The sequence below is a fragment of the Streptomyces sp. NBC_00996 genome (assembly GCF_045162675.1).
Taxonomy (GTDB): domain Bacteria; phylum Actinomycetota; class Actinomycetes; order Streptomycetales; family Streptomycetaceae; genus Streptomyces.
Map to the genome: position 1 here is coordinate 4,605,965 of NZ_CP108723.1, position 23,615 is coordinate 4,629,579.

At 70.3% G+C, this 23,615-nt stretch carries 19 protein-coding genes and 1 pseudogene; 12 read left to right on the top strand and 8 right to left on the bottom strand.

What is annotated here, in order from left to right:
- The first annotated feature begins 50 nt into the window (after positions 1-50).
- A complete protein-coding gene (locus OG390_RS21610; RefSeq protein WP_406170219.1) occupies positions 51-626 on the top strand; it encodes a 5-formyltetrahydrofolate cyclo-ligase in 576 nt (191 codons plus the stop codon).
- Positions 627-694: 68 nt separating this feature from the next.
- Here OG390_RS21610 and OG390_RS21615 read toward each other — a convergent pair whose 3' ends face one another.
- On the bottom strand, positions 695-3,454 hold the full coding sequence (locus OG390_RS21615) for a penicillin acylase family protein (RefSeq protein WP_406170221.1): 2,760 nt from the start codon (positions 3,452-3,454) through the stop codon (positions 695-697).
- A 225-nt stretch (positions 3,455-3,679) separates the two neighbouring features.
- On the opposite strand from OG390_RS21615, the gene OG390_RS21620 reads away from it, so the two are divergent.
- The 6 genes from OG390_RS21620 (at position 3,680) to mscL (ending at position 9,421) form a co-directional block, all read left to right on the top strand.
- Positions 3,680-5,227 carry a potassium/proton antiporter gene (locus OG390_RS21620; protein WP_406170223.1) on the top strand — a complete coding sequence of 516 codons (1,548 nt, stop codon included), beginning with the start codon at positions 3,680-3,682 and terminating at the stop codon, positions 5,225-5,227.
- Between the two features lie 249 nt (positions 5,228-5,476).
- Entirely contained in the window at positions 5,477-6,739 is a 1,263-nt protein-coding gene (locus OG390_RS21625; protein ID WP_406170225.1) for an MFS transporter, read from the top strand.
- Positions 6,740-6,807: 68 nt separating this feature from the next.
- Complete coding sequence (locus OG390_RS21630; RefSeq protein WP_406170227.1) at positions 6,808-7,122, top strand: FmdB family zinc ribbon protein; 315 nt, start codon at positions 6,808-6,810, stop codon at positions 7,120-7,122.
- A gap of 109 nt (positions 7,123-7,231) precedes the next feature.
- A complete protein-coding gene (locus OG390_RS21635) occupies positions 7,232-8,110 on the top strand; it encodes an S-methyl-5'-thioadenosine phosphorylase (protein ID WP_406170229.1) in 879 nt (292 codons plus the stop codon).
- A gap of 144 nt (positions 8,111-8,254) precedes the next feature.
- A complete protein-coding gene (locus OG390_RS21640) occupies positions 8,255-8,836 on the top strand; it encodes a hypothetical protein (protein ID WP_406170231.1) in 582 nt (193 codons plus the stop codon).
- Between the two features lie 114 nt (positions 8,837-8,950).
- Complete coding sequence (gene mscL / locus OG390_RS21645; protein ID WP_406170233.1) at positions 8,951-9,421, top strand: large conductance mechanosensitive channel protein MscL; 471 nt, start codon at positions 8,951-8,953, stop codon at positions 9,419-9,421.
- A 133-nt stretch (positions 9,422-9,554) separates the two neighbouring features.
- Here the strand turns inward: mscL and OG390_RS21650 are convergent, their stop codons facing one another.
- A complete protein-coding gene (locus tag OG390_RS21650) occupies positions 9,555-9,737 on the bottom strand; it encodes a hypothetical protein (RefSeq protein ID WP_406170235.1) in 183 nt (60 codons plus the stop codon).
- Positions 9,738-9,973: 236 nt separating this feature from the next.
- Between OG390_RS21650 and OG390_RS21655 the strand changes: the two genes are divergently transcribed.
- The 4 genes from OG390_RS21655 to OG390_RS21670 all read left to right on the top strand — a co-directional run bounded on the left by OG390_RS21655 (position 9,974) and on the right by OG390_RS21670 (position 14,864).
- Positions 9,974-11,197: a low temperature requirement protein A gene (locus OG390_RS21655; RefSeq protein WP_406170237.1), complete on the top strand. Its 1,224-nt coding sequence runs from the start codon at positions 9,974-9,976 to the stop codon at positions 11,195-11,197.
- Positions 11,198-11,316: 119 nt separating this feature from the next.
- The gene (locus OG390_RS21660; RefSeq protein ID WP_406170239.1) at positions 11,317-12,345 is read left to right on the top strand and encodes a P1 family peptidase; all 1,029 of its coding nucleotides are present in this window, start codon (positions 11,317-11,319) and stop codon (positions 12,343-12,345) included.
- Positions 12,346-12,736: 391 nt separating this feature from the next.
- Complete coding sequence (locus OG390_RS21665) at positions 12,737-13,957, top strand: Ig-like domain-containing protein (RefSeq protein WP_406170241.1); 1,221 nt, start codon at positions 12,737-12,739, stop codon at positions 13,955-13,957.
- Between the two features lie 157 nt (positions 13,958-14,114).
- Positions 14,115-14,864 carry a DUF6227 family protein gene (locus tag OG390_RS21670; RefSeq protein ID WP_406170243.1) on the top strand — a complete coding sequence of 250 codons (750 nt, stop codon included), beginning with the start codon at positions 14,115-14,117 and terminating at the stop codon, positions 14,862-14,864.
- Between the two features lie 123 nt (positions 14,865-14,987).
- Here OG390_RS21670 and OG390_RS21675 read toward each other — a convergent pair whose 3' ends face one another.
- From OG390_RS21675 to OG390_RS21695, 5 genes are all read right to left on the bottom strand, one after another.
- Positions 14,988-15,248 (bottom strand): hypothetical protein, encoded by a 261-nt coding sequence (locus OG390_RS21675; protein ID WP_406170245.1) that lies wholly within the window; start codon positions 15,246-15,248, stop codon positions 14,988-14,990.
- A 109-nt stretch (positions 15,249-15,357) separates the two neighbouring features.
- Positions 15,358-17,463, bottom strand: a complete 2,106-nt coding sequence (locus OG390_RS21680; protein ID WP_406170247.1) for a fructose-specific PTS transporter subunit EIIC — start codon at positions 17,461-17,463, stop codon at positions 15,358-15,360.
- Between the two features lie 568 nt (positions 17,464-18,031).
- Positions 18,032-18,985, bottom strand: a complete 954-nt coding sequence (gene pfkB / locus OG390_RS21685) for a 1-phosphofructokinase (RefSeq protein WP_406170249.1) — start codon at positions 18,983-18,985, stop codon at positions 18,032-18,034.
- A 73-nt stretch (positions 18,986-19,058) separates the two neighbouring features.
- Entirely contained in the window at positions 19,059-19,820 is a 762-nt protein-coding gene (locus tag OG390_RS21690) for a DeoR/GlpR family DNA-binding transcription regulator (protein ID WP_399093255.1), read from the bottom strand.
- A 217-nt stretch (positions 19,821-20,037) separates the two neighbouring features.
- Positions 20,038-21,558 (bottom strand): MFS transporter, encoded by a 1,521-nt coding sequence (locus OG390_RS21695; RefSeq protein WP_406170252.1) that lies wholly within the window; start codon positions 21,556-21,558, stop codon positions 20,038-20,040.
- A gap of 62 nt (positions 21,559-21,620) precedes the next feature.
- Between OG390_RS21695 and OG390_RS21700 the strand changes: the two genes are divergently transcribed.
- Positions 21,621-22,616, top strand: a complete 996-nt coding sequence (locus tag OG390_RS21700) for a helix-turn-helix transcriptional regulator (RefSeq protein WP_406170254.1) — start codon at positions 21,621-21,623, stop codon at positions 22,614-22,616.
- Positions 22,617-22,756: 140 nt separating this feature from the next.
- Here the strand turns inward: OG390_RS21700 and OG390_RS21705 are convergent.
- Positions 22,757-23,050 (bottom strand): annotated as a pseudogene (locus OG390_RS21705) (TetR family transcriptional regulator); the annotation flags it as partial.
- Positions 23,051-23,615 lie beyond the last annotated feature (565 nt).

The window sequence follows — 23,615 nt, forward strand, 5'->3', positions numbered from 1 at the left end:
GGGAGCAACCTGTGAGTCACCTCGGACGTGAACCTGAGTCTGGCAAGCGAATGTTGCGGCGAGGATTCCTCTTGGTGAGAAAAGGGTTGACGGCCGATGACGTGCAGAAAACGGCCGAGGCCCTGGCCGCCCGCGCCCTGGAGCTGCCCGAACTGGCGCATGCGCGCACGGTGGCGGCGTACGTCTCCGTGGGGAGCGAGCCCGGCACCCTCGCGCTCCTGGACGCGCTGCGCGCCGGGGGCGTGCGCGTGCTGCTACCGGTCCTGATGACGGACAACGACCTGGACTGGGGGGCGTACGCCGGGGAGAAGTCCCTCGTACGGGTCCAACACGCCGGAAAGATGGCGCTCTTGGAGCCCACCGGCGAGCGGCTGGGTCCGGAGGCCGTCCAGGGCGCCGACGTCGTCCTGCTGCCCGGTCTCGCCGTCGACGCGCGCGGCATGCGTCTGGGACGCGGCGGGGGCTCCTACGACCGTGTCCTGGCCCGTCTGGAGCGTGCGGGGGCCGATCCCGCGCTGGTGGTGCTCCTGTACGACGCCGAGGTCGTCGAGCGGGTGCCCGAGGAGCCGCACGACCGTCCCGTCCACGCGGTGGTGACCCCCTCCGGCGTGCGCCGCTTCCGCTGACGCCCCCGCATACGTGAAGTGGCCCTCCACGCGCACGCGTGAGGGCCACTTCGATTCCGTACCGACCCTCAGGGCTTCAGGACCAGAGTGTCGCTCGTCTTCTTGTCGACGGCCTTCTCCGAGAAGGCCCAGGGCAGCAGTTCACCCTTGGCCCACTTGTCCGTCTGGTCGGTGTAGTGGGCGCTGTAGGCGTGCCCGGAGGCGCCGGAGAGGTTGATCCACTTGGATTTGTCGAGATCCCCGAGGTTGACGACCATCCGCATCGACGGCACCCAGACAACTCCGTAGCCGCCCGCCGCGTTCCATCCGGTCGCGTTGACCGCCGCCTCGCCGCCGCTGAGCTTCCAGGGGCCGCGGTTGAGCATGTACTTCAGGAACGCGGGACCGTCGGTGCCCAGCGTCTGGTTCTTCAGGAACAGGCGGTGCAGCCGGCCCCAGCTCCAGGTGTCGATGTCCTTGCCGAGCTTCGCGGTCAACTCCCAGCGAGCGTCCTTCATCGCCCGCGCGAACAGCTCGTCACGGGTGTCGGTCGCCTTGTCCAGGCGCGTCTTGGGCGACTTCCACCAGTCGTTGTTCTCGTCGTCTATGGTCTTGCGGACCACCTCGAACCAGCGGTCGCCGCCGTCCGGCTGCGCCTGGTCGGCGTCGCGCTGACCGCACTCGCGGACCGACTGGTCCTCGTCCGCGGGACCGGTGCTGTCGACGGGGTCGACCCACAGGCACTGGCCCTTGACCCGCAGCTCCTTGGGCAGCTTGTTGCCGAAGGCGAGCTTGAGGATGTTGCGCCAGGTCGCGTTGAAGTACGCGGCCGCCGCGGAGTCGGCGTCCTGGGTGTAGTCCCAGCCCTCCAGAAGCTTCTGCGCCTCGCGGACGTTCTTGTCGGCGACGTCGATCTTGAGCAGCTTGGGCACGATCAGCTTGGCGATCTCGCTGCTGTTGTCGAGCTGCATCTGCCGCATGTCGTCGGTCGAGATCTTGCCGCCGCCGTCGATCTTCGTCTTGATCAGATCGGTGATCCGCTGGCTGCGCGTGCCGTAGCCCCAGTCCGTGGTGAGCGTGTAGGGGTACTTGTCCGGGTCGACGACGGCCTGGTTGGCGGTCACGATGTAGCCGCGCTTCGGGTCGTACTCGTAGGGCAGCTCGGCCTGCTTGATGTAGCCGGTCCAGTTGTACTTGGGGTCCCAGCCCGGAGACGGGAGCGAGCCGTTGCCCTCGCCGCGGATCGGGATCCTGCCCGGCAGCTGGTAGCCGATGTGGCCCTTGGTGTCGGCGTAGACCAGGTTCTGCGAGGGCACGTCGAAGGACGCGGACGCCTTGCGGAACTCGGGCCAGTCCGACGCCTTGTCCATCTCGAAGACGGCGTCCATGGAGTTGCCCGGGTCCAGTGCGGTCCACCGCAGCGAGATGCCGTAGCCGTCGCCGCGGTCGGGCGCAGCGGGGTCGACGGTGGCCTTCTTGCCGACCTTGACGAGTTCGTCGTCGCGGTCGGACAGCAGGGGCCCGTTGTTGGTCTCCCGGACGACGATCTTCTTGGACGCGGCACCCGCGACCTTGATCGTCTCCTTGCGGGTCGTGAAGGGCAGCACCTTGCCGCCGTGCTGGTAGCCGTCGCCGGTGAGCTTCTCCAGGTAGAGGTCGGTGACGTCGACCCCGGAGTTGGTCATGCCCCAGGAGATGTCCTGGTTGTGGCCGATGACCACACCGGGCATGCCCGCGAAGGTGTATCCGGAGACGTCGTACTGGCACTTGCTGGAGACGCTCGTGCAGTGCAGGCCCATCTGGTACCAGACCGACGGCAGCGAGGCCGACAGGTGCGGGTCGTTGGCCAGCAGGGGCTTGCCGGTGATGGTGTGCTTGCCGCCGACGACCCAGGAGTTCGAACCGATGCCGTTGCCGTTCACGCCGACGGCCGTGGGCAGGTCGTCGAGGACGTTGTAGAGCCCCGACAGCTGGCTCTGCAGGCCGGAGCCGGAGGGTGCCGTGGCGTTGTTCGTGAGTCCGGTGCCCGCCGTGGAGGCCGAGGAGGCCGTGCCGGAGCCGGCCTGCACGTACGACTTGGTGATGCTGTCGTACGCGCCGTCCTGGACGATGGTCTTGTTCCGGCTGTACGGGTAGTCCGGGTACAGGTCGGCGATCTGCTTCGGACCGAGGCGGCTCGTCATCAGGGAGCGGTCGATCTCTTCCTGCATGTTGCCGCGCAGGTCCCAGGCCATCGCCTTGAGCCAGGCCACCGAGTCGACCGGGGTCCACTCCTGGGGCTTGTAGTCGTTGGTGAAACCAAGGGCCGCGTACTCCAGGGAGATGTCCTTGCCGTCCTTGCCCTTCAGGTAGGCGTTGACTCCCTTGGCGTACGCCTGGAGATACTTCTTCGTGGAGGCCGACAGCTTGGTGTCGTACTCCTTCTTCGCCACCCGGTCCCAGCCCAGGGTGCGCAGGAACTCGTCGTTCTTGACCTGTCCCTTGCCGAACATCTCGGAGAGCCGGCCCGAGGTCATGTGGCGGCGCACGTCCATCTCGTAGAACCGGTCCTGCGCCTGGACGAAGCCCTGCGCCATGAACAGGTCCTCGTCGGAGGAGGCGTAGATCTGCGGGATGCCGTAGTCGTCGCGCTTCACGTCGACGGGTCCCGACAGGCCGTCCAGCGTGATGGAGCCCTTGGTCTGCGGGAAGGAGGCGCGCACGGTGCTGACGCTCCAGTACGCGCCGAAGGCGACGCCTCCGATGATGGCCAGGACCAGGACAATCAAGAACAGTCGGGCTTTGCGCCCCTTCTTCCTGCCGGACTTGCCGGGCTTTTGGCCGGAAGAGGCGGTGGTGTTGGGGGGCATCGCTGTCCTTGCTGTCCTAACGCGAGCGGCAGGCGGTCCTGGAGTGCTGGAGCAACCATAGGCGCAGGGCCCACAGCGCCTTGACGCGGAGTCGGGTACCCGAGCGCACGGGAGTTCGATCTTGCCCACTGGAGTGTCAAGAAAGCGTCAAGAATTAGGTAAGGTAATGAAGTACTTGGACTGACGTACCAACGTCCGGCGTTCGGATCGGCCTGTTCTGATCCCGTGCCCGGATCGGCGAGAAGGGAACAGCCGCTGACTGTCCACCACCTCAACCAGCTCCTGCTCGTGTGCTCGCTCGTCCTGCTCGTCGCGGTGGCAGCGGTTCGGATCTCTTCGCGCAGCGGGCTCCCCAGCCTGCTCGTATACCTGGGCATCGGCATCGCGATGGGCCAGGACGGAATCGGCGGCATCCACTTCAACAATGCCGAGCTGACCCAGGTCATCGGGTACGCGGCCCTGGTCGTGATTCTGGCCGAGGGCGGCCTGGGCACGAAGTGGAAGGAGATCGAGCCGGTGCTTCCGGCCGCCTCCTGCCTGGCGCTGGTCGGCGTCGCCGTGAGCGTCGGCATCACAGCCACGGGCGCGCACTACCTCATCGGGCTCGAGTGGCGGCAGGCGCTCATCATCGGTGCGGTGGTGTCCTCGACGGACGCGGCGGCGGTCTTCTCGGTCCTGCGGAAAATCCCCCTCCCCGCGCGCGTGACAGGCGTTCTGGAGGCCGAGTCGGGCTTCAACGACGCTCCGGTGGTCATCCTCGTCGTCGCGTTCTCCACGGCCGGCCCCGTGGAGCACTGGTACACGCTGCTGGGCGAGATAGCCCTGGAGCTCGCCATCGGCGCGGCCATCGGCATCGCGGTGGGCTGGCTCGGCTCCTACGGGCTGCGCCATGTGGCACTGCCCGCCTCCGGTCTCTACCCGATCGCCGTGATGGCGATCGCGGTCGTCGCCTACGCCGCCGGCGCGCTCGCCCACGGCAGCGGCTTCCTCGCCGTGTATCTGGCCTCGATGCTGCTCGGCAACGCGAAGCTGCCGCACTGGCCCGCCACTCGCGGCTTCGCCGAAGGACTCGGCTGGATCGCCCAGATCGGCATGTTCGTCCTGCTCGGTCTGCTGGTCACGCCGCACGAGATGGGCGACGACATCTGGCCCGCCCTCGTCATCGGCCTGGTGCTGACCATGGTGGCGCGGCCGCTGAGCGTCATCGTGAGCCTGCTGCCGTTCCGCGTTCCGTGGCAGGAACAGACGCTGATGTCCTGGGCGGGGCTGCGCGGCGCCGTCCCCATCATCCTGGCGACGATCCCGATGGTGAACGGCGTCGCGGAGAGCCGCCGGATCTTCAACATCGTCTTCGTCCTGGTCGTCGTCTACACCCTCGTCCAGGGGCCCACACTGCCCTGGCTGGCCCGGAAGCTGCGCCTGGGCGAGGCCGCCGGGGCCGCCGACCTCGGCATCGAATCGGCGCCCCTGGAACGGCTGCGCGGTCATCTGCTGTCCATCGCGATCCCCGGGGGTTCGCGGATGCACGGCGTCGAGGTCAACGAGCTGCGGCTGCCCGCGGGAGCCGCCGTCACGCTCGTCGTGCGGGACGGCAAGTCCTTCGTGCCGCTGCCCACGACCGTGCTGCGGCACGGCGACGAGCTACTCGTGGTGGCCACCGATCCGGTCCGGGACGCGGCCGAGAAGCGGCTGCGCGCCGTGGCGCAGGGCGGCAAGCTGGCCGGCTGGCTGGGAACACCGGGCAACGGAGCGGAACGGCAAAAGGGACATTAAGGAGCGATGGCATTCACAGGCGAATGCTGCCGTGGTGCTCGTTTTCACAGGTACCGACACCTCCGTCCCTGTACGATGAAGGCACACCTTGATCGAACCAACTCTGCCTGACGCAGAGCTGGCGCGACCGTATGGCGGCCGCGGTGCCCTCGCAGTGGGCGACCCGGTATCTACCGCAGTTCCGCGCAAGAGGACAGCTCTCGGCGCCCCCGCACGGGCGCGCTACCAGGCGGCAGAAAGGCACGGGCCGTGGCATCCACGGTCACCTCCCGCCCTGGGTACGGACAGCTGCTGCGCACACGCGGCGCCTGGACGTTCCTGCTTCCCGGCTTCGCCGCACGCCAGCCGTTCGCGATGCTGACCATCTCCATCGTGCTGCTCGTGCAGCACACCACAGGCTCGTACGGAGCTGCCGGCGCCGTCGCCGCCGTCACCGGTGTCTCCATGGCGCTGTTCGCGCCCTTCACGGGACGCCTCGCCGACCGCCACGGGCAGCGGTCGGTCCTGCTGCCCGGCGTCCTGGTGCACGCCCTGGCGGGCCTCTCCCTGACGGCGCTCGCGCTGACCGACGCCCCCTTGTGGGCGCTTTTCGTCGCCGCCGTGCCGACCGGCGCCTCGGTGCCGCAGATCGGCCCCATGGTGCGTGCCCGCTGGGGCATGAAGCTGCAGGGCTCGCCCCTGATGACCACCGCGGCGGCCTTCGAGTCCGTCACGGACGAGCTGACCTTCGTGTTCGGCCCGCTGCTCGCCACGGCGCTGTGCACGGCCGTGGACCCGTCCGCGGGTCTGCTCACCGAGGCCGCGCTGACCCTGATCGGCGGTCTCCTCTTCGCCGCGCAGAAGGGCACCCAGCCCACTGTCGCTCCCGCCGGGCACACGCGCGTGCGGCACGATTCCGCGCTGCGGGTCCCCGGGGTGCGCGTTCTGATCGTCACCTTCCTGGGCATCGGCTCCGTCTTCGGCGGCATGCAGGTCTCCCTCGCCGCGTTCAGCGAGTCGATCGGCGAGCCGGGTCTGAACGGCGTCCTGTACGGCGTCTTCGCCGCGGGCAACATGCTCTCCGGCATCGTCTGCGGCGCCATCGCCTGGAAGGTGGCCCCGCAGCGACGCCTCGTCCTCGGGTACGCGGCCCTGGCGCTCACCGCCTCCGGACTGTGGGCCGCCCACTCCGTGATCGTGCTCGCCGGGATCGGCCTCCTGGTCGGCATGTGCATCGCTCCGGCCCTGATCACCGGCTACACCCTGGTCGAGAGCCTGGTCCCGCAGGCCGCCCGCACCGAGGCCTTCACCTGGCTGACCGGCGCGGTCGCGCTCGGGCAGGCGGCGGCCGTCACGGTCGCCGGACAGCTGGAGGACCGCCTCTGGGACGGTGCCGGTTTCCTGGTGCCGATGGCCGGTACGGGACTGGCTCTGGTGACGCTGCTGGCCCTGCGGTCACGGCTGACGACGCGGGCCCGGAGTCGCACCGTCGCACGTGGCGTCGGTCACCGAGTGCCGGTGACAGTGGACTGATCTCGCGGAATACGTCACTATGGACCGTCGTTAGCACTCATTGAGTGAGAGTGCCAGGAGGAAGACAAGTGCCGACCTACCAGTACCAGTGCACCGAGTGCGGCGAGGGCCTTGAGGCGGTGCAGAAGTTCACCGACGATGCCCTGACCGAGTGCCCCCACTGCGGTGGCCGCCTGAAGAAGGTGTTCTCGGCCGTCGGCATTGTCTTCAAGGGCTCCGGCTTCTACCGCAACGACAGCCGCGGCTCCTCGTCGAGCAGCTCGCCCGCGTCGGCGAAGCCGTCGACCTCTTCTTCGTCCTCGTCGTCGACGACCTCGTCGTCCTCGTCGTCCTCGGACTCGAAGTCGTCGGGAACCGGCTCGTCCAGCAGCTCCGCCGCATAACACTTCGTAAGGCCTGCCCCCGGCTTTCGCGGGGCCAGTTCTTACAGGACCCTGTCGTCGTCCGGCGGCAGGGTCTTCGGCGTTCCCCGGCCCGGTTAGGGTGCGGACCATGGCGAACACGGAGAACGCACAGAGCCCGGGCGGGGAGCAGGCGACGGCCCGGGCCGAGATCGGTGTCATCGGCGGCTCGGGCTTCTACTCCTTCCTGGACGACGTCACCGAGATACAGGTCGACACCCCCTACGGACCACCCAGCGATTCGCTGTTCCTCGGCGAGATCGCCGGGCGACGGGTCGCCTTCCTCCCCCGCCACGGCCGCGGCCACCATCTGCCGCCGCACCGCATCAACTACCGGGCCAACCTGTGGGCGCTGCGCTCCGTCGGCGCACGCCAGATCCTCGGGCCCTGCGCGGTGGGCGGACTGCGACCGGAGTACGGGCCCGGGACGCTGCTCGTGCCGGACCAGGTGGTGGACCGTACGAAGTCGCGGACGCAGACATACTTCGACGGGATGCCGCTGCCGGACGGCACCGTGCCGAACGTGGTGCATGTGTCGCTGGCCGACCCGTACTGCCCCGTCGGACGCAAGGTCGCCCTCGAAGCGGCGCGCGGGCAGAACTGGGAGCCGGTGGACAGCGGCACGCTCGTGGTGATCGAGGGGCCGCGGTTCTCCACCCGCGCCGAATCGCTCTGGCACCAGGCGCAGGGCTGGTCGGTGGTGGGCATGACGGGCCACCCCGAGGCCGCGCTCGCCCGCGAACTGGAGCTCTGCTACACGTCGTTGACCCTCGTCACCGACCTCGACGCGGGCGCCGAGACCGGTGAGGGCGTCTCGCACGACGAGGTGCTGAAGGTGTTCGCGGCCAATGTGGACCGGCTGCGGGGGGTGCTCTTCGACGCGGTCGCGGGGCTGCCGACGAACGAGACGCGGGACTGTCTGTGCACGACGGCGCTGGGAGGGATGGATCCGGGGTTCACGCTGCCGTAGCACCGCTCACAGGGATGCGAAACTTCCCGTTCGGGTGAGGGAGTTGTCCACAACCCGTCGGTAGTGCACGGGCGCCGACGGGCTTCGCCGCGAGGCCTCATCGTGGGATCGCAAGCCGATCTCTCATCGCAGGTGGTGGTCACCATGACACAGCTCTCCCCTCTCGTACGCCCGCCCGGCACGGACGCGCTCGTACGCCCGCCCGGCACGGACGCGCTCGTACGCCCGCCCGGCACGGACGCGCCTCCGACCTGCGAGGTGCCGCACTTCGCTCCCCTACGCGTACGCGGCGGGCGGTATCAGCTGCGGCGCCTCGCACGGCACAGGCGGCGCGCCGTGGCCGCGGGGCTCGCTGTCACCGCGGCGGCCCTGGTCGCGGCGGGCCCTCGTGACGCCGAGCGGACGCGAGGGCATCCGGCCGCCGCCTCCGCCACCGCGTCCCCTCCCGTACGCGAGCGGCACGCGGTCGAGACCGTGACGGCGCCGGTGCGGATCTCCGACGGTGCCACAGTGCGGCTGTTGCGGCCGGGCGACCGGGTCGATGTCGTCGCGGCGGACAGCGGCGGCCGGGCCCGGGTGGTCGCGGCCGGGGCGCGGGTGACCGAGGTGCCGGACGTCGGCGCCACCGAGACCGGGGCACTGGTCGTCCTCTCCGTCCCACGGTCGACGGCGGCGCGGCTGGCCGGCGCGAGCGCCACCGCACGGCTGGCGGTGACGCTGTGCTGAGTGACGAATCGGTGTCAAGTCGCTCCTTCGAGCTGCCGAATTGGACAGGTCCGGCGGGCCCTGACGTAGGTTGCGGAGCTGTTTGTTCCACAACTTGTGCGGAGGGGGCTCTTTGTGAGCGAGAAGAAGCAACCCGGTGTCTGGGACGGCTTCAAGGCCTTTCTGATGCGCGGCAACGTCGTCGATCTGGCCGTAGCGGTGGTCATCGGCGCGGCCTTCACCAACATCGTCAACTCGGTCGTGAAGGGCGTCATCAACCCACTGGTCGGTGCGATCGGCACGAAGAACCTCGACAGCTACAGCTCCTGCCTCAAGAACCCGTGCACCGGCAGCGGGGACAACGCGACGGGCATCCGGATCCTGTGGGGCTCGGTGCTGGGCGCAACACTCAGCTTCGTGATCACCGCGGCCGTCGTCTATTTCCTGATGGTCCTGCCGATGGCCAAGTACCTGGCACGGGTGGAGGCCCGCCGGAAGGCGAAGGAGGGCACGCACGAGGCCATCGAGGTGACCGAGCTGGAGGTACTGAAGGAGATCCGCGACGCCCTGGTGGCACAGCGCGGCTCGGGACGCACCCAGGACTGACGGCGAGGATCCGGGCCTGGGCCGAGAATCTCGCGGGCCGGGCGCAGAACCCCGCGGGACGGGCGCAGAACTCCACGGGATGGGCGCAGAACTCCACGGGATGGGCTCGGACGCGGATTCCCAAGAGATGGGCTCAGATGTGGTGGGGCGGCTTCTCGTCAAGGAAGCGCTTCAGGTCCGCCGCACTGTCGCTGCCGCTGTCGGCCCGCTCGCCCCACCCACGGTCCGTGTCGTCCGAGGACTGCTGGCTCAGCGGGTCGTCGAAGACCAGCGCCGGCTTCGGATCGCGCGGTTCGGGGGCAGGGGCGCTACTCATGCGTCAAGAGTACGCCGAGGGGGTCCCGGCCCAGTCCGGCCCGGCCGGGGGCCCCGACACCCGGGCGGGCTCGACGCCGCCGGCGGACGGCAGGGCAGGCTGCCCGGACGGCGGGACGGGCACCGAAGGTCGCAGGGCAGACGGGGCGGACGGGGCGGACGGTACGACAGGCGGTGCAGGGGCCGGTGAACTGCCACAGCAGGAGTTCCCGGGAGTTTTCTGCTGTGCTTGGCCGTATGACGTCCAGTACCGCACCCGATTCCGCTCCCCCGCCCCGGCCGGCCCCGCGAGGGCCGCTGCGCAGAATGACCGCCCGGGAGCGGGACGAGGCCCATCGGGTGGCGTCGCCGCTGGAGCTCTTCTTCGACCTGTGCTTCGTCGTGGCCGTTGCCCAGGCGGGCGCCCAGCTGGTGCACGCCGTGGCCGCGGGCCACGCCGGCGAGGGCATCCTCAACTACGCGATGATCTTCTTCGCGATCTGGTGGGCCTGGATGAACTTCACCTGGTTCGCCTCGGCATACGACAACGACGACGCGCTCTACCGGGTCGTCACGCTGGTGCAGATCGCCGGCGTCCTGGTACTCGCGGCCGGAGTGTCACAAGCATTCGAGAACCACCAGTTCCTGCTCGTCTGGCTCGGATACGCGATCATGCGGTTCGCGATGATCGCGCAGTGGCTGCGCGTGGCGCGGTCCACCGAAGGGGCCGAGAGAACCATGGCGCTGCGGTACGCGGGCGGCGTGCTGTTGTGCCTGATCGGCTGGCTGGGGCTGCTGATCCTGCCCGAGTCCGGCCGCCCCTGGGTTTTCCTGGTCATGGCGATCGCCGAACTGTGCGTCCCGGTGTACGCGGAGAAGGACTTCACCACGTCCTGGCATGCGCATCACATCTCCGAGCGGTACGGCCTGTTCACCATCATCGTGCTCGGCGAGACGATCGCCGCGGCCACGGTCGCCGTGAAGGCGGGCGTGGACCAGCACGACGCGCTGGGGGAGCTGCTGCCGATCGCCGCGGGTGGGCTGCTGATTGTCTTCTCCGCTTGGTGGATCTACTTCGTGGTGCCGATCCATGGGCATCTGCGATCCAACGCACAGGCGTTCCTGTGGGGGTACGGGCACTACCTGATCTTCGCGTCGGCCGCCGCGATCGGTGCGGGGCTGGAGGTCGCGGTCGAGCAGGCGGTCGGCACGGCACACATCTCGACGCTCGCGGCGTCCGCAGCGGTGACGCTGCCGACGGCGCTGTACCTGCTCACGGTCTGGGTGCTGCACTCCCGTCACTTCAAGGTGGGCATCGCGCAGCAGCTCGTGCTGCCGACCACCGCGTTGCTGGTCATCCTCTGCACGTTCCTGGGCGACTGGGCGGTGCTCGCGGCGGGCATCGTATCGGCGCTGGCGGTGGCGGTCGGGGTGACGCTGACGGCGCGGATGGTCGTGCGGGAAGGGACGAGGACCGCTTAGGAAGGGCGAGCCGCGCTCCCCCGCGGCCGTGCCGCCGCGGAGCCGTGCGGCCCGTGTGCCCGCCGGAGCCGTGCAGTACATGCCGCCACTGAGCCGTGCGGCCGAGGAACACTGGCGGCATGACAGTTGACGCTCTGACGGATGTGGCGGGCCTGCGGGTGGGACACGCGACGCGCATCGGTGACGGTTGGCTCACCGGCACCACGGTGGTGCTCGCCCCTGGGGGCGGTGCGATCGCGGCCGTGGACGTACGCGGCGGCGGCCCCGGCACCAAGGAGACGGACGCGCTGGACCCGCGCAACCTCGTGCAGAAGGTCGAGGCGGTCGTGCTGACCGGCGGCAGCGCGTACGGGCTGGACTCGGCGTCGGGCGTGATGGCCTGGCTGGAGGAGCGAGGGCGTGGAGTGCGGGTGGGCCCCGACCCGGCGCACGTCGTGCCGGTCGTGCCCGCCGCCTGTGTCTTCGATCTGGGCCGCGGCGGCGAATTCCGGGCCAGGCCGGACGCGTCCACGGGGCGGCGCGCGGTCGAGGCGGCGGACGCGAGTGAGCCGGGCGCGCCGGTGCGCGAAGGGTGCGTGGGCGCCGGCACGGGAGCGGCGGTAGGGCGGATCAAGGGCGGGATCGGGACGACGAGCGCCGTGCTCGAGTCCGGGATCACGGTGGCGGCGCTGGTGGTGGCCAACGCGGCGGGTTCGGCGATGGAACCGGAAACGGGGGCGCTGTACGGGGAGTTGCTGCGGGGGCGCACATCGCTCCCGTCGGTCGAAATGCACGAGGCGGCCCGGCGGCGGCTTGCAGAGGCGGCCGCGAGGAACGCTCCTCCCCCGCTGAACACCACGCTCGCCGTCGTCGCCACCGACGCCGATCTGACCCGCGCGCAGGCGCAAAAGCTTGCGGGCACGGCGCACGACGGGATCGCGCGCGCCGTGCGGCCGGTGCATCTCCTGAACGACGGGGACACGGTGTTCGCACTGGCCACGGGCGCCCGGCCGCTCGCCGCCGAGAACCCCCTCGCGCTCAACGAGGTCCTCGCGGCGGGCGCGGACCTGGTGACGCGCGCGATCGTCCGGGCGGTGCGGGCGGCGGAGTCGGTGGAGGGGCCGGGCGGGTTGTGGCCGTCGTACGGGGAGCTCTACGGGGGCGTCTAGTGCCGCGTCAGCCAAGGTTTGCCCGTCAAGGAGCGGCGTCCGGTGCGTGCTCTGGGGGTCCCCCCGGCCGAAGGCTGGGGGAGTGCCGGCCGGAAGTCCTCGTACTGGATGTACTTCGGCTTTCGGCCGGTGCGGCGAGTGGGGGCACCTCCCACGCCCTTGAGGCAGTGGGGGAGCGTGCCGGGCGTCGCGACGGGGCGAACCTCGGCTGATGCGGCACTAGTTGGGGGCGAGGGGAGGGGGGAGGGGGGAGGTCCCCCAGGAGCGATTGTCCCGGTTCTGTCACGTGATGGCCTGCCGAGCGGGCCGAGGGGAACCCCTCCCGCTTCGGCTCGCTCTTTCTCCACGCACTGGAGCGGATCACGCACATCACGAGAACTGGGAGCAACCCGTGACAACGCCGGACATAACAGCGCGGCGCGCACTGGGGGCCTGTGCCGCCCTGATGGTCGGCGCCCTCACCCTCACCGCCTGCGGCGGCAACGCCAGCGCCGACAGCAAGAGCGGCAAGGACGGCCAGAGCACGGCCAAGACGTCCACGGCGAAGATCGCCATCTCGGCCAAGGACGGTTCGACAGGCGCGTCGATCAACGCGACCGGGGTGAAGGTCAGCGACGGCAGGCTGGCCGACGTGAAGATGACGGTGGCCGGGACCGGGACGACCGTACCGGGGGCGATTTCCGCGAACGGCAGCTCCTGGAAGCCGAAGGAGCAGCTGGAGCGGGGGACGAAGTATCAGATCTCGGTGACCGCGAAGGACGCCAACGGGCGGACCTCCGCCGCCAACTCCATCTTCACGACGGTCTCTTCGAGCAACAGCTTCATCGGTACGTACACACCCGACAACGGCGCCACGGTCGGTGTCGGTATGCCGGTCTCCTTCAACTTCGACAAGGCGATCAGCGACAAGAAGGCCGTGCAGTCGCACATCACGGTCAGCTCCAGCAGCGGACAGCAGGTGGTGGGGCACTGGTTCGGGACGGATCGGCTCGACTTCCGGCCCGAGGAGTACTGGAAGGCCGGGTCCAAGGTCACGATGAAGATCGACCTGGACGGGGTCGAGGGCGCGAACGGCGTCTACGGGGTGCAGAAGAAGACGGTCACCTTCACCATCGGGCGCTCCCAGGTCTCCACGGTCGACGTGAACACGCAGACCATGACGGTGGTACGTGACGGCAAGACCCTCAAGTCGGTTCCGATCTCGGCGGGCAGCCCGCAGCACACCACATACAACGGGCAGATGGTGATCTCGGAGAAGTTCGTCCAGACGCGGATGAACGGCTCGACGGTCGGCTACGGCGGCGAGTACGACATCCCGGACGTGCCGCACGCGATGCGACTGACGTCGTCGGGGACGTTCATCCACGGCAACTACTGGTACAACCGGGGTAATCCGCCCTTCGGTCGGCAGGGCACCAGCCACGGCTGCGTGGGCCTCGCCGATGTGCACGGCGCTCAGGGGGACACGACCGCGAAGTGGTTCTACGACAGCTCCCTCATCGGGGACGTCGTGACGGTCAAGAATTCGCCCGACAAGACGGTCGCGCCGGAGAACGGGCTCAACGGCTGGAACATGTCATGGAGCGCGTGGACCGCCGGAAGTGCCGTCTGACGAGGGCCTTTTGACGCTCGGGCAGGTCGCGTGGGAACTTGCCGCGCGGCCCGCTCGTTTTCCGTCCGTACGTTTTCTCGGTTCGCGGACATGATGTCCGACCGAGGGGCTACGGTATGCACCCACAAGGTGACATGCAGCAACGCCGGGAGAAACCTTGAGCGTTCCGTACGAGACAGCAGCGTACGAACCACCCGAGTCGCCCGAGTCTCCGGAGGAGCATCTCGCGCGACTCCTCGGTCGCGCCCTGAACTCCTTCGAGCTGCCCGACGAGACGATAAGGCGGCTCGACTGCGCGCTGGCGCACGACAGTTCGCTGCACTCCGCGCACCACAGCGCGGGGCTGCACCGCGAGACGTACCGGCACACATGGCTGCTCGCCGACGGCTCGGCGGTCACGCTGTGGGAGCTCGTGCACAACACGGCGCCGGGCAGCGAGCCGCAGCATGAGCTGTACGTCGACGAGGAGGAGCTGCGCGCCGCCACGGCCCGGCTCCCGCTGCCGCCGGACGCCCCGGACTTCGAACTGCCCGTGCTGGTGCAGCTGTCGACGATCCCCGAGCCGCGTCACGCGTACGTGCCCGACGACTCGGCCGACCATGCGCGCCGGCTGCTGCGACGGGCGGAGAACCCGGACCGGCCGGGAGCCGACATCACGTCGCTCCTGCTGCGCGAGGCGTCCGCCCATCAGATCACCCAGGCCTTCGGGCGCCCGTGCCGCGCGGGCCAGGCGGGGCTGTGCTTCTCGCTCTACGAGCACGCGTTCCTGCTGCGCGACGGGCGGGAGATCTCCCTGTGGGAGGTCGAGCACACGGCGACGCCGGATCGACGTCATATGTGCGAGGTGTACGCGACGGAGGAAGCGGCGCGGGACGCGATGGAACGACGCGCGGCACGGCTCGGCTGACACCGCCGCGCACGCCCGCACCCCCACGCGCCCCCGCACTGCCGTGCGCCCCAGACATCGCGGCGCGGTGAGCCTGCGCCCCGCATGCCGCCCACGGAGCGTCCGGCGCCCCCGCATCGTCCGCTACGGGCGGCGGCTGTCGCTGAACCGGCGTACCAGGCCCGCGAAGGCGGCGTGCTCCTCCGGGGTGAGTTCCACGGACTCCGTGGCGGGGCCGGACCGGCGCTGTTCGGGCATGGCCCGGAGTGTTTCATGGCGGCGCCGGGCCGCGGCCTCGAAGCGGTGCCGACGCCGGAGGCGTCCCAGGCCGACGACGCAGATGGCGGTCACCAGGGCGAGGACGGGCAGGCCCACCAACTGGAACATCGACACATGCTCAGGCATACGCCCCAGTAGACACCACGGTCCGGGACTTTGATCCCGGACCGTGATGCATCTCGCAGATGCGGTGAACACCCCACAGGCGCCCTAAAGGGGCAGGCGGTTCGGCGGTTCAGGCCGCGACCGGCTCCTTCGAGGTGGCCTTGGCCGATATCGCGGTGTCCGCGACCTCCGTGGCGGCACCCGTCGGGGCCTGCTTCCGCATGCCCTTCAGGACGACCACCAGGACGGTGGTGACACAGACACCGGCCGCGATGGCGATCAGATAGAGGAACGGGTTGCCGATCAGCGGGACCACGAAGATGCCGCCGTGCGGGGCGCGCAGCGTGGCGCCGAAGGCCATCGACAGGGCGCCGGTGACCGCGCCGCCCACCATGGAGGCGGGAATGACGCGCAGCGGGTCGGCGGCCGCGAACGGGATCGCGCCCTCCGAGATGAAGGAGGCGCCGAGGACCCAGGCGGCCTTGCCGTTCTCGCGTTCGGTCTGGGTGAAGAGCTTGCCGCGCACGGTCGTCGCCAGCGCCATGGCGAGCGGCGGGACCATACCGGCCGCCATCACCGCGGCCATGATCTTCATGGCCGAGTCGCTGGGGCTGGCGACCGCGATACCGGCGGTGGCGAAGGTGTACGCGACCTTGTTGACCGGGCCGCCGAGGTCGAAGCACATCATCAGGCCGAGCAGCATGCCGAGCAGGATGGCGTTGGTGCCGGTGAGGCCGTTCAGCCAGTCGGTCATGCCCTTCTGGGCGGAGGCGATGGGCTTGCCGATCACCACGAACATCAGGAATCCGACGATCGCCGCGGAGATCAGTGGGATCACCACCACCGGCATGATGCCTCGCAACGCCGCCGGGATCTTGACCTTCTGGATCCCGATCACCACACCACCGGCGATGAGACCGGCGGCCAGGCCGCCGAGGAAGCCCGCGTTGATGGTGAGGGAGATCGCGCCACCGACGAAGCCGGGCACGAGGCCTGGCCGGTCCGCCATGCCGTAGGCGATGTAGCCGGCCAGGACCGGGACGAGGAAGCCGAAGGAGACGACACCGATCTGGAAGAACAGCGCGCCCCAGCTGTCCGCCTGGGTCCACAGGAAGTGGTCCATGACCGACGGCGCCTTGTTGATCTTGTAGCCGCCGATCGCGAAGCCGAGGGCGATCAGCAGACCGCCCGCCGCGACGAACGGGACCATGTAACTCACACCGGACATCAGCCACTTGCGGAGCTTGGTGCCGTAACCCTCGCCGGACTCACCGGCGCGCTCCACGGGCGTGCCGGGGGCGGAGCCCGCGGTCACCTCACCGCGTGCGGCCTTGTCCCGCACCTCGGAGATCAGTTCGGCGGGCTTGTTGATGCCCGCCTTCACACCGACGTCGACCGTCGGCTTGCCGGCGAAGCGGTCCTTGTCCCGAACCGGTACGTCGTGCGCGAAGATCACGCCGTCGGCGGCGGCGATGACCGCCGGGTCGAGCCGGGTGAAACCGGCAGAGCCCTGCGTCTCGACGGCCACCTCGACGCCCGCCTCGCGGCCCGCGTTCTCCAGCGACTCGGCCGCCATGTAGGTGTGCGCGATGCCGGTGGGGCAGGAGGTGACGGCGACGATACGGAACGGCTGCGCGCCCTCCGTGTCGGGGGCGCCCGGCGCCGGGGCGGTTCCGTCGTCGACGGTCGCACCCGGCACCGGGGCCTTGCCGTCCGTGACGGTGCCGGCGGAGGCCGCCGCATTCGACACCGTCGCGGAGTCCTCGGAGGCGGCCGCGGTCGCGGCCGCCGGGGGCTCGTCCCCGCGGATGAGCGCTGCCGCGGCTGCCGCGTCGTCCACGGCCCGCAGCTCGGAAGTGAACTCGGCGTTCATCAGCTGGCGGGCGAGGGACGACAGGATCGTGAGGTGGGCGTCGTCCGCGCCGGCCGGGGCGGCGATCAGGAAGATCAGGTCGGCGGGCCCGTCGGGCGCGCCGAAGTCGATCCCGGCCGCGCTGCGTCCGAAGGCGAGCGTCGGCTCGGTGACGTGTTCGCTCCGGCAGTGCGGGATGCCGATGCCGCCGTCCAGGCCGGTCGGCATCTGGGCCTCACGGGCGGCCACGTCGGCGAGGAAGCCGTCGAGGTCGGTGACCCGACCCTTGGCGACCATGCGCTCGGCGAGGGCGCGCGCCGCCGCTTCCTTCGTATCGGCGGACAGGTCGAGGTCGACCAGGTCCGCGGTGATCATCTCGCTCATCGCGGGCTCCTTCGCACGCGTATCGCCCGGGGGGAGGTGTGGGCGGGGGTGGGGACGGGGGTGTTGCGCTCAGCGGGGACAGAGGTGACAGGGGAAGGCCGGGTGAGACCGGCGAGGGGGGTGAGAGGAGTGGTGCGGTGAGGGGAAGAGGCGGGGCCGGGGAAATCCCGCCTCTCGCCGGTCGCGGGGCCGGGGGGACCCCACTTCCGGATGGCTGCGGCGGGGAAGGGGAGCCCCCGCCGCTTCAGGGCCGGTTCAGGGGGCGTACGGGAGGGGTGTGCCGCCGGGCTCACCAGCCCCGTACGCGATCCGGGGTGCGGGACGCGCACGCCGGGCGGAATCGATCCGCGCGCACGGTGGAAAAGTGATCCACGCACGCCGTGGGGAAGCGACCTGCGCACATCGCGAGGAAGCGATCCGCGCGCACCGTAGCGAGGTGAGGCGTGCTCGCCACCGCGAGATGAGCCGTACTCGCCGGAGCGAGGTGAACCGTACTCGCCGCAGCCCGGCCGGCCGTACTCGGCGTGGGGAAGCGATCCGCGCGCGCCGCAGCAAAGCGATCCGGTGTTCATGACACGGGCTCCGTGAGTGCGAGGTCCACCGGGACCTCCGACGTGACGGTCACCGCGGAGGGGTCGAGGTCGGCCGGGCCCGGCATCACGCTGCCGGGGAGTCGGACGGCCGCGGCGCCGTGGGCGACAGCGGAGGCGAGGGCCTCGGGGCCGTTGCCGCCGGCGATCAGGAAGCCGGCGAGCGAGGAGTCGCCGGCGCCCACGTTGCTGCGCACGACGTCGACACGCGCGCTGCCGAACCAGGCACCCGTCGCGTCCACGAGCAACTGCCCGTCCGCGCCGAGGCTCGCGAGCACGGCGTGCGCGCCCAGCTCACGCAATTCCTCGGCCGCCTTCACCGCGTCGCCCACCGTCGCGAGGGGGCGCCCGACGGCTTCCGCGAGCTCCTCCGCGTTGGGCTTCACCACGTCGGGCCGCTCGCGCAGCGCCGCGAGCAGCGCCGGGCCCGAGGTGTCCAGCGCGATCCGGGCGCCCGCCGCGTGCGCGCGGGCGACGAGGTCGGCGTACCAGGACGGGGCGAGCCCGCGGGGCAGGCTGCCGCAGCAGGTGATCCAGTCGGTGTCGCCGGGGCGGTACTGCTGCCGGACGGTCTCCAGGAGGAGTTCGGCCTCGGTGGCGGAGAGTTCGGGGCCGGGGGCGTTGATCTTCGTCAGGGTGCCGTCGGGTTCGGCGACCGAGATGTTCGAGCGGGTGGCCCCGGCGACCGGGACCGGGGCGACCTCGATGCCCTGCGCGTCGAGGAGGTCGGCGACGAGTGTGCCGGGCGCTCCGCCCAGGGGCAGTACGGCGACCGTGCGCTGTCCGGCGGCCGCGACCGCGCGCGAGACGTTCACGCCCTTGCCGCCCGGGTCCATGCGTTCGCCGGTGGCCCGGATGACCTCGCCGCGGTCGAGCGACGGGACCTCGTACGTACGGTCGAGGGACGGGTTGGGGGTGACGGTGAGGATCATGCGCACTCGTTTCTCAACACACGGCACATACGTGCCGCTTGGACAACGCGGCGCTTTCGCGCCGCTTGCCGCTCTAGACACACAGCACTTCGGTGCCACCGCGTTCGATGGTGGCGGCGTCTTCGGGGCTCAGCCCCCGGTCGGTGATCAGCAGGTCCACATCGCTCAGGTCGCCGAAGCGGGCGAAGTGCTCCTGACCGCTCTTGGAGGAGTCGGCGAGCAGCACCACGCGGCGCGCGGCGCGCATGGTCGCGCGCTTGACGGCGGCCTCGGCAAGGTCGGGGGTGGTCAGTCCGTAGTCGGCGGAGAAGCCGTTGGCGGCGATGAACAGCACATCGGCGCGGATCTCGCCGTACGCGCGCAGCGCCCAGGCGTCCACGGCGGCACGCGTACGGTGCCGTACGCGCCCCCCGACGAGATGGAGCTGGATGCCGGGGTGGTCCGCGAGGCGGGCCGCGATCGGCAGGCTGTGGGTGACGACGGTGAGCGTCGCCTCCAGAGGCAGCGCACCGGCGAGGCGGGCGATCGTCGAGCCCGCGTCCAGGATCACCGTGCCGTCGGCCGGCAGCTCGGCGACCGCGGCCTCGGCGATGCGGTCCTTCTGGTCGGCCGCGGTGGACTCGCGCTCGGCGAGGTCGGGTTCGAAGTCCAGGCGCCCGGCCGGTATCGCTCCACCGTGCACACGGCGTACGAGACCCGCGCGGTCCAGGGTCTTCAGGTCCCGGCGGATGGTCTCCGCGGTGACCTGGAACTCCTCCGCCAGGGACAGCACGTCCACCCTGCCGCCGTCACGAGCGAGCCGGAGGATCTCCTGCTGCCGCTCCGGTGCGTACATGTCCGTTCGCCTCCGCCTGATGCCCGAACCTGTGGTTTCACTCGGAGGCTACGCCCGGATTTCCGAAAAGTAAACAGGTTCGGGCGTGATTCGGGCATGAACGGACTTGGGTTTGTGCCTGGCCGCAAAACGGGCTGGGCGGCGCAACGCAAGAGAAGGGCCCGGCACCTGAGGTGCCGGGCCCTTCAGCGATGGCGCACAGTACGTCGCCCGTGGCTCACGGGACGAGCACCGGCTCCTTCTTGCCCTCGACCGCCTCGGGCTCGGCCGCCGCGCCCTCCACGTGCTGCGCCGGCTTCTTCGGCAGGGCGAACATCAGCAGGAAGATGACCGCCATCACCGCCGCGACCCAGCCCAGCGCGTACTGGAAGGCGTGCACGAAGGCGGGGCCCACCTGCACCCGGGTCAGCCGGTCGCTGATCTCGCCGAAGAAGAGGACCGACACCAGCCCGAGCCCCAGCGCGTTGCCCATCTGCTGCACGGTGTTGATGAGCCCGGATGCGGATCCGGAGTGCTCCCACGGGACCTCCGACAGCACCGCGTCCGTCAGCGGGGCCACGATGAAGCCCATGCCCGCGCCCATGACCACCAGCGGAAGCGCCATCTGCCAGGAGGCGATGGACATCCCGTAGCGGTCGGACTCCCAGATGTAGAGCAGCACGCCGACCGCCATGATCAGGGCGCCCGCCTGCAGTACCTTGCGCCCGAAGCGCGGCACCAGCAGCTGCACCGACATGCCCGCCGCCGCCGACACGGCGATCGAGAACGGCACCCCGGTCAGACCGGCCCGCAGCGGGCTCCATCCCAGCCCCCTCTGCATGTACAGCGTCCAGACCAGGAAGAAGATGCCGAGCGCGACTCCGAAGACGGTCTGTACGGCGATGCCCGCCGCGAAGCTCTTCACCTTGAACAGCGAGAGCTCGACGAGAGGGGAACCGTCGATCCGCGTCTTGCGCTTCTCGTAGCCCACCAGCGCCGCGAAGACGACGAGGGCACCGGCCATCGACACGTACCCCCACAGCGGCCAGCCCAACTCACGGCCGCGGGTCAGCGGGTAGATCAGCATCAGCATTCCGAGGGTGACCAGGGCGACGCCGACGAGGTCGAGCTTCAGCGCCTGCGGGGCCTTGGACTCGCTGATGAACCGGCGGCCCAGGATCAGCGCGGCCACCCCCACCGGCAGGTTGATGAGGAAGATCGGCCGCCACTCCAGACCGAACAGATTCCACTCGGTGAGCAGCGCGCCGAGCAGCGGACCGGACACGGCCCCCAGTCCCACGATCGCGCCGAAGAGGCCGAAGACCTTGCCCCGCTCGTGCGCCGGGAAGGTGGCGTGCACGATCGACAGGACCTGCGGCACCATCATCGCGGCCATTGCGCCCTGCAGGATGCGGGAGGCGACGAGCATCTCCGGGTTCGCGGCGAAGCCGCACAGGGCCGAGGCGATCGTGAAGCCGCCTATGCCGAGGAGGAAGAGCCGCTTGCGGCCGTGGATGTCGCCGAGCCGCCCTCCGGTGATGAGCCCGGCGGCGAAGGCGAGCGCGTAGCCCGCCGTGATCCACTGGATCTGGCTGAACGAGGCGCCCGCGTCCTTCTGGATCGAGGGGATCGCGATGTTGACGATCGTGACGTCGACCAGGTCCATGAAGGCCGCGGTCATCACGATGGCGAGGGCGAGCCAGCGCCGTCGGTCGGCCGCATCGGCCGGGCTGCTGAGAGTGGTCTCGGTGGAGGTCATGTCTCGAAGCTATGGCCCCAATAGGTCAGATCGTGTCCTAGTTGTGCGGCATCCTCGACCTCATGACAACGGACACACCGGCCCGGCTGCTCCAGCTCCTCTCCCTCCTCCAGACGCCTCGCGAGTGGCCCGGCGGCGAGCTCTCCGAGCGGCTCGGGGTGTCCCGTCGTACCGTCCGGCGCGACATCGACCGGCTCCGGGAACTGGGGTATCCGGTGCAGGCGACCAAGGGGGCCGACGGCGGGTACCGGTTGGTGGCGGGGAAGGCGATGCCGCCGCTCGTGCTCGACGACGAGGAGGCGGTGGCCATCGCGGTGGGGCTGCGGGCCGGCGCCGGGCACGCCCTCGAGGGCGTGGACGAGGCGTCGGTACGGGCGCTGGCCAAACTCGAACAAGTCCTGCCGTCCCGGCTGCGCCACCGCGTCGCCACACTCCAGGCCGCGACCACACCGCTGACCAGCGGAGACGGGGCGAGCATCGCGCCCGAGACACTGACCGTGATGGCGTCGTGCGTCGCCGGGCGGGAGCGCCTGCGGTTCGCGTATCGCTCCGGGGACGGGACGCCGTCGCGACGGCTGACCGAGCCCTATCGGCTCGTCTCCACCGGCCGTCGCTGGTACCTCGTCGCGTACGACCTCGATCGCGAGGACTGGCGTACGTTCCGCGTCGACCGGGTCACCGAGCCCTTCGCGACGGGGGCGCGGTTCACGCCGCGCGAGCTGCCTACGGGGAGCGCGGCGGAGTATCTGCGGCAGTCGATGTTCCGCCGACAGCAGACGTACGCATTCGACGTCACCTTCGCCGCACCCGCCGAGTTCGTCGCGGCGCGCCTGCCCGCCTGGCTCGGCGCGCCCGAGCCGATCGACGACCACAGCTGTCGGCTGCGCTCCTCCGCGGGCGACTCCGTCGAGTGGCTGGCGGTGCGGATGGCGATGGTCGACTGCGAGTTCGAGGTGCGGGAGCCGCCGGAACTGGTGGGCTGTATACGGGAGTTGGGTGGGCGTCTGACGCGAGCGGCGGGCGGCCCGGACCAGGAACGGGGCCTCGCCGCGCCGTGACGCCCACGTATTCCGGCGCCGGGTGACGCCCGCACGACCGGAGCCGGGGAGCGGGTTTCTCGCCCCCTCCGCCCCTACCCGTCCCGTACCTGGGGGCTGCGCCCCAGCCCCCCGGGTTGTCTTTCTGCTGCCGGTGGCCGGACACCGACGCCCGGGGTCAAGGTGGAGACGACGGCATGGTGGAGGGCCTCGGGAACCGGCAGCTGGGCCGGGGCGTCACGGACCGCCTCGGCCCATTTCTGGGCGCCGGCGTCGAAGAAGGGGCCGAGGGACTCCTCCTTGCTCGCGAAGTACCGGTAGAAGGTGCGCGGCGCGACCCCGGCCGCTCGGGCGATGTCCTCGGCGCGGGTGGCCCGCAGACCGTTGCGCATGAAGAGCCCCGCCGCGGCCCGGGCGATCTCCATCCGGGTGGCCGCCTTGCGCCGCTCGGTCAGCGAAAGACCGGCGCCGACCGCAGGGCCGGCAGGGGCAGGACCAGGAGCAGGGGCAGAGCCGGAAACGGCGGCAGCGGCTGAAGCCGGGGCGGAGGCTGAAGCCGGGACCGGTCGGCCGGAGGAGGCAGAGGCGGACGCAGAGGCGGAGACGGAGGTCGCTCGGCCGGTGGAGGTGCGCACCGCGCGTTCGCAACCGGTCACGGACGGCAGGTTATGCCTCTGTGACAGAATCTGCCATCCGGGTCACCCCGGGGTTCAGGTTCGGGGTGACCCGGGCCACGACCTGCCCTGAAACAGGGCCGCGACTTGCCCGCGAACAGAACCCTGCCCCGCCCCCGAACGCAAAGTGGAGCCGAGCCCCGGCGCCAGGGGGGGGAAGGCGCCGAGGCTCGGCTCGGGAGGAGTCCCGGCGCGGGGGGGGGAGTGCGTCGGGACTCGGTTTTGGGCGGGGCGGGTGGATACGCCCCGGATGGAACCCTGAACCCTGGGCCCTGAAGTCTTGTGCCCAGAGCCCAGCAGGTTGAAGCGGCTTTACATGGCCATGTCTGGTCGACTTGTGGCCAAC

Excerpts from the sequence above, each read along its gene's own strand:
- OG390_RS21610 (WP_406170219.1), top strand. The coding sequence starts at position 51 with ATGTTGCGGCGAGGATTCCTCTTGGTGAGAAAAGGGTTGACGGCCGAT.
- OG390_RS21615 (WP_406170221.1), bottom strand. The coding sequence starts at position 3,454 with ATGCCCCCCAACACCACCGCCTCTTCCGGCCAAAAGCCCGGCAAGTCC.
- OG390_RS21635 (WP_406170229.1), top strand. The coding sequence starts at position 7,232 with ATGGCGAACACGGAGAACGCACAGAGCCCGGGCGGGGAGCAGGCGACG.
- OG390_RS21640 (WP_406170231.1), top strand. The coding sequence starts at position 8,255 with ATGACACAGCTCTCCCCTCTCGTACGCCCGCCCGGCACGGACGCGCTC.
- OG390_RS21650 (WP_406170235.1), bottom strand. The coding sequence starts at position 9,737 with ATGAGTAGCGCCCCTGCCCCCGAACCGCGCGATCCGAAGCCGGCGCTG.
- OG390_RS21655 (WP_406170237.1), top strand. The coding sequence starts at position 9,974 with ATGACGTCCAGTACCGCACCCGATTCCGCTCCCCCGCCCCGGCCGGCC.
- OG390_RS21660 (WP_406170239.1), top strand. The coding sequence starts at position 11,317 with ATGACAGTTGACGCTCTGACGGATGTGGCGGGCCTGCGGGTGGGACAC.
- OG390_RS21675 (WP_406170245.1), bottom strand. The coding sequence starts at position 15,248 with ATGCCTGAGCATGTGTCGATGTTCCAGTTGGTGGGCCTGCCCGTCCTC.
- OG390_RS21680 (WP_406170247.1), bottom strand. The coding sequence starts at position 17,463 with ATGAGCGAGATGATCACCGCGGACCTGGTCGACCTCGACCTGTCCGCC.
- pfkB (WP_406170249.1), bottom strand. The coding sequence starts at position 18,985 with ATGATCCTCACCGTCACCCCCAACCCGTCCCTCGACCGTACGTACGAG.
- OG390_RS21690 (WP_399093255.1), bottom strand. The coding sequence starts at position 19,820 with ATGTACGCACCGGAGCGGCAGCAGGAGATCCTCCGGCTCGCTCGTGAC.
- OG390_RS21695 (WP_406170252.1), bottom strand. The coding sequence starts at position 21,558 with ATGACCTCCACCGAGACCACTCTCAGCAGCCCGGCCGATGCGGCCGAC.
- OG390_RS21700 (WP_406170254.1), top strand. The coding sequence starts at position 21,621 with ATGACAACGGACACACCGGCCCGGCTGCTCCAGCTCCTCTCCCTCCTC.